The organism is Rhizobium sp. SVR5-9E, assembly GCF_056755095.1.
The window spans coordinates 1-3,558 of the sequence record NZ_JBNDHS010000185.1 but is presented as its reverse complement, the minus strand read 5'-3'; the positions used below and the strand labels follow the sequence as shown (position 1 = coordinate 3,558).

Annotated in this window: 2 protein-coding genes and 1 pseudogene; all 3 read right to left on the bottom strand. The window is 62.0% G+C overall.

Going from position 1 to position 3,558, the window contains the following annotated elements; genetic code table 11:
* Positions 1-168: 168 nt before the first annotated feature.
* Positions 169-1,578 (bottom strand): annotated as a pseudogene (locus ACPYOJ_RS34020) (helix-hairpin-helix domain-containing protein); the annotation flags it as partial.
* 334 nt (positions 1,579-1,912) lie between these two features.
* Positions 1,913-2,854, bottom strand: coding sequence for an ABC transporter permease (locus ACPYOJ_RS34015; RefSeq protein WP_481420174.1), 942 nt, complete (start codon positions 2,852-2,854; stop codon positions 1,913-1,915).
* Between the two features lies 1 nt (position 2,855).
* Positions 2,856-3,558 (bottom strand): ABC transporter permease (locus ACPYOJ_RS34010; protein WP_481420173.1); only part of this gene is annotated, 703 nt, incomplete at its 5' end.

The window sequence follows — 3,558 nt, the reverse complement described above, 5'->3', positions numbered from 1 at the left end:
TCCCACCGCGCCATTTGGCCTATTGAAAGCCGCCGAGGCTCTAATCGCAGTCGGATGAAAGTTCAGTGGCAGGTCAGAGCTCCTTGAGCGACAGGTATCCATCCGGCGTAGGCCGCAGCGGTTATGATTTCGACTCGTCTGCCGCGACCAAGATATAAGCTAACGCATTCAATGAAAATTCCGTGCCTTGATCTTCAACGTATCGATATGAAGGTCAGGCACGAACATGTCGCGCGCAGCGATAACCGGCCTCGGCTCGTCCCGCGGATCCGGCCCGCCACCATGGGCAAACTCGTCGCCGCGGCCGGTTGGCAGCTTGAACTCTTCATCGCGATCTGCAAGGCCGACCAGGTCGCCTGACAGGTCGAACAGCTGCTGCGCGACGAGATGGACGACCTCCCCTTCCCTCTGGATGCGGCCATTGATCGCCATCATCGAGGATCCGAGAACGATCCGCCTTCGTTTTTCAAAGAGGGTCGGCCAGACGACGAGGTTGGCCGGCCCGGTCTCATCCTCGATGGTGATGAACATGACGCCCTTGGCCGATCCCGGCTTCTGCCGTACCAGGACAAGTCCTGATGTATAGACCCATCGCCCGTCCCTCGAATTCATCGCCTCGGCGCAGGTGATGATGTTGCGTGCCGCGAGATCCTTGCGCAGGAAGGCGATCGGATGCTGCCGTAGTGTCAGCCCGGTATGGCTGTAGTCCTCGATGACGTTATGCCCGTCCGTCATCTGTCGAAGCGCGACGTCCGGCTCCCGCTGCTCGGCAATGGCGGTCATTTCCCGGTCGGCCGCGGCTGCAAACAATGGCAGCGGTTCGTCGCGCAGCGCCTTGATCGCCCAGAGTGTATCCCGGCGCTCAAGTTTCAGCGACGGCAGAAAGGCGTCGGCCTTGGCAAGCTGGACAAGCGCCTCCGACGGTACGCCCGATCGACGCCACATATCGTCAACCGAGGCAAAGGGGCTGTTCATGCGCGCCGCGACGATCCGCGCGGCGTTAGCGACTGCCAATCCTTTTACCTGCCGGAAACCGAGCCGGACGGCGTGCCGGCCGGAATTGCCGATCCGCTCAAGCGTGCAGTCCCATCGGGACCTATTGATGCAGACCGGCCGCACCTCGACGCCATGCGCCCTGGCGTCGCCGACGATCTGCGCCGGCGCGTAAAATCCCATCGGCTGCGAGTTCAGCAGCGCCGCACAGAAAACGTCCGGGTAGTGGCATTTCACATAGTTGGAGGCATAGGCAATCAGCGCAAACGAAGCCGCGTGGCTCTCCGGGAATCCATAGGAGCCAAAGCCTTCGAGTTGGGAGAACGTCTTTTCGGCAAATTCCGGCGTGTAGCCATTCCTCACCATCCCCGACACCAGCTTGTCCTTGAACCGCGAGACGCCACCGGTGAACTTGAAGGTCGCCATCGACTTGCGCAGCTGGTCGGCCTCGCCGCCGGTAAAGCCGGCGCAGACCATCGCCACCCGCATGGCGCTTTCCTGGAACAAGGGCACGCCAAGCGTCTTGCCCAGCACCGCCTCGAGTTCCGGCGTGGGATATTCCACGGGCTCCTTGCCTTCCCGCCGGTCGACGGTGATTGACCACTGGCAATCAAGATTGTACTCGACAGGCCGCCACGCTCGGCCTGACCAGGTGGTACTGGGGAGGCCGGTCAGCATAGGGGGCCTCTGCCTATCGCTTGAAAACGATGCTCCAGCCCGGTATCTCTACTCAGTGTCAGTGATAGCACCGGCTGCCAAACCTGCCGAGTGCCCTTGGAAGCCCCTGAGCTATCGAGCGAAGCCCGCAAGCAACGAGCTTTGCTGACTGTCCTCCGGCAGCAATTAGATTGGCGGCTTCGAGTGGGCGGCGTCACCCTGAGCCAAATGGCTGAGACGCCGAATAGGAGGGCCCAAGATCCTACGAACGCTTGCCTCCGGCAGCGGTGATGACGCCAACGATGATAAGGCCGGTGAGCAGCAGGCGCACACCGGCGCTAACGCCGAATGTGTTGAGCATGGTCAGGAGAAGCACGAGGAAAAGGGCAGCTCCCCAGATGCCCGGAATGTTAGCCTTGCCGCCCGCGACAGAGGTTCCGCCGATGACGACGACGGCGATTGAGGAAAGCAGGTATTCATTGCCAATATCTACATTTGCGCCGCGGAAATAGCCGGCCAGCAGTGCCCCGTTCAGACCGCCGAGCGTGCCCGAGAGTGTATAGGTTAGGAAACGGATGCGCTCGACATGCACGCCCGCAAGCCAGGCGGCGCGGATATTCTGCCCGATCGCCAGCACCGAGCGCCCGTAGATCATCCGGTGGAGCGCAACGCCGGCACCCAGCGTGAAGAGGACGGCGAGAAGCGCCAGCAAGGGAACTCCGAACATCTGCAGATTGGTGAATTCGGCAAAACCTGTCGGTGGCTTGATCTGCAGGCCGCGTCCATAACTGATGTCGATCGACTGGATGATGAAGCTTGCCGAGAGCGTCGCTATGATCGGCGGAATGCGCAGCGCCCAGATCAGCAGATAGTTGGCGACGCCGACCGCAGCACCGCTGGCGAGTGCGGCAAGCAGGCCGACGAGGATCATGCTGTCCTGCCCGTCCATGCTCTTCATCGCGACGGCGCTGGCAAGCCCGATATTGGCCGGCAGCGATAGATCGACATTGCCGGGGCCAAGGGTGATGACGAACATCTGCCCTGTACCGACGATGACCATGAAGACGGCAAGCGAGAAGGCGGCCGTTAGCATGCCGCCGGCGCCGTAGCCGCCGGTAAATGCAATGGTAGCGAGCCAGGCGGCGAGAGCGCCGACGAAGGACCAAATCCAGGGCTTTGCGGCAAGCACTTTCAATTGCGGCATGTCATGCCTCCTTGCGGCTGATGAGCGCGCGAGCGGCAAGCACGATGATGAGAATCGCACCATTCGCCGCCACCTGCCAGTCCGGCGGAATATGCATGAAGGTCAGCAGTGACGAGGCGGCAAGCGCCAGCGTCAGCGCGCCGATGACCGCGCCGATCGGCGACACGCGCCCTCCCATGAATTCACCGCCGCCGAGGATGACGCCGGCGATCGACAGCAGCGTATAGCCATTCCCGATATTGGCATCGCCGGACGAGGTAATGCCGATCAGCGTCAGGCCCGAGAGTACGCCGAAGCTTCCGGCCAGCGCAAAGAGCGTGATCTTGGTGCGCAAAAGTGACCAGCCGGCCCGCGCTAGCGCCGCCGGATTGCCGCCCGAACCGCGCAAGATGACTCCGTAGGAGGTCCGCATCAGGCCAAAATAGACGACGGCGGCAATGACGACAGCGGCGACGATCGGAAAAGGAATGAAGGGCGGCTTGAAGGACGTGATCGCCTGAAGCCATTCCGGCGCCTTGCCGCCGGGTTTGGGTAACACGAGGATCGCCAGTCCCTGCCAGACGAAGCTCATGCCGAGCGTCACGACGATCGACGGCAGGCTGCGCAGGTGAATCAGTGCACCGAGCAGCGCATAGATACAAATCGAACCAAGCAGCACGGTCACACCGAGCAGCGGTGCTTCGCGCAGCCAGGTGGCGGTGACA

Excerpts from the sequence above, each read along its gene's own strand:
- ACPYOJ_RS34015 (WP_481420174.1), bottom strand. The coding sequence starts at position 2,854 with ATGCCGCAATTGAAAGTGCTTGCCGCAAAGCCCTGGATTTGGTCCTTC.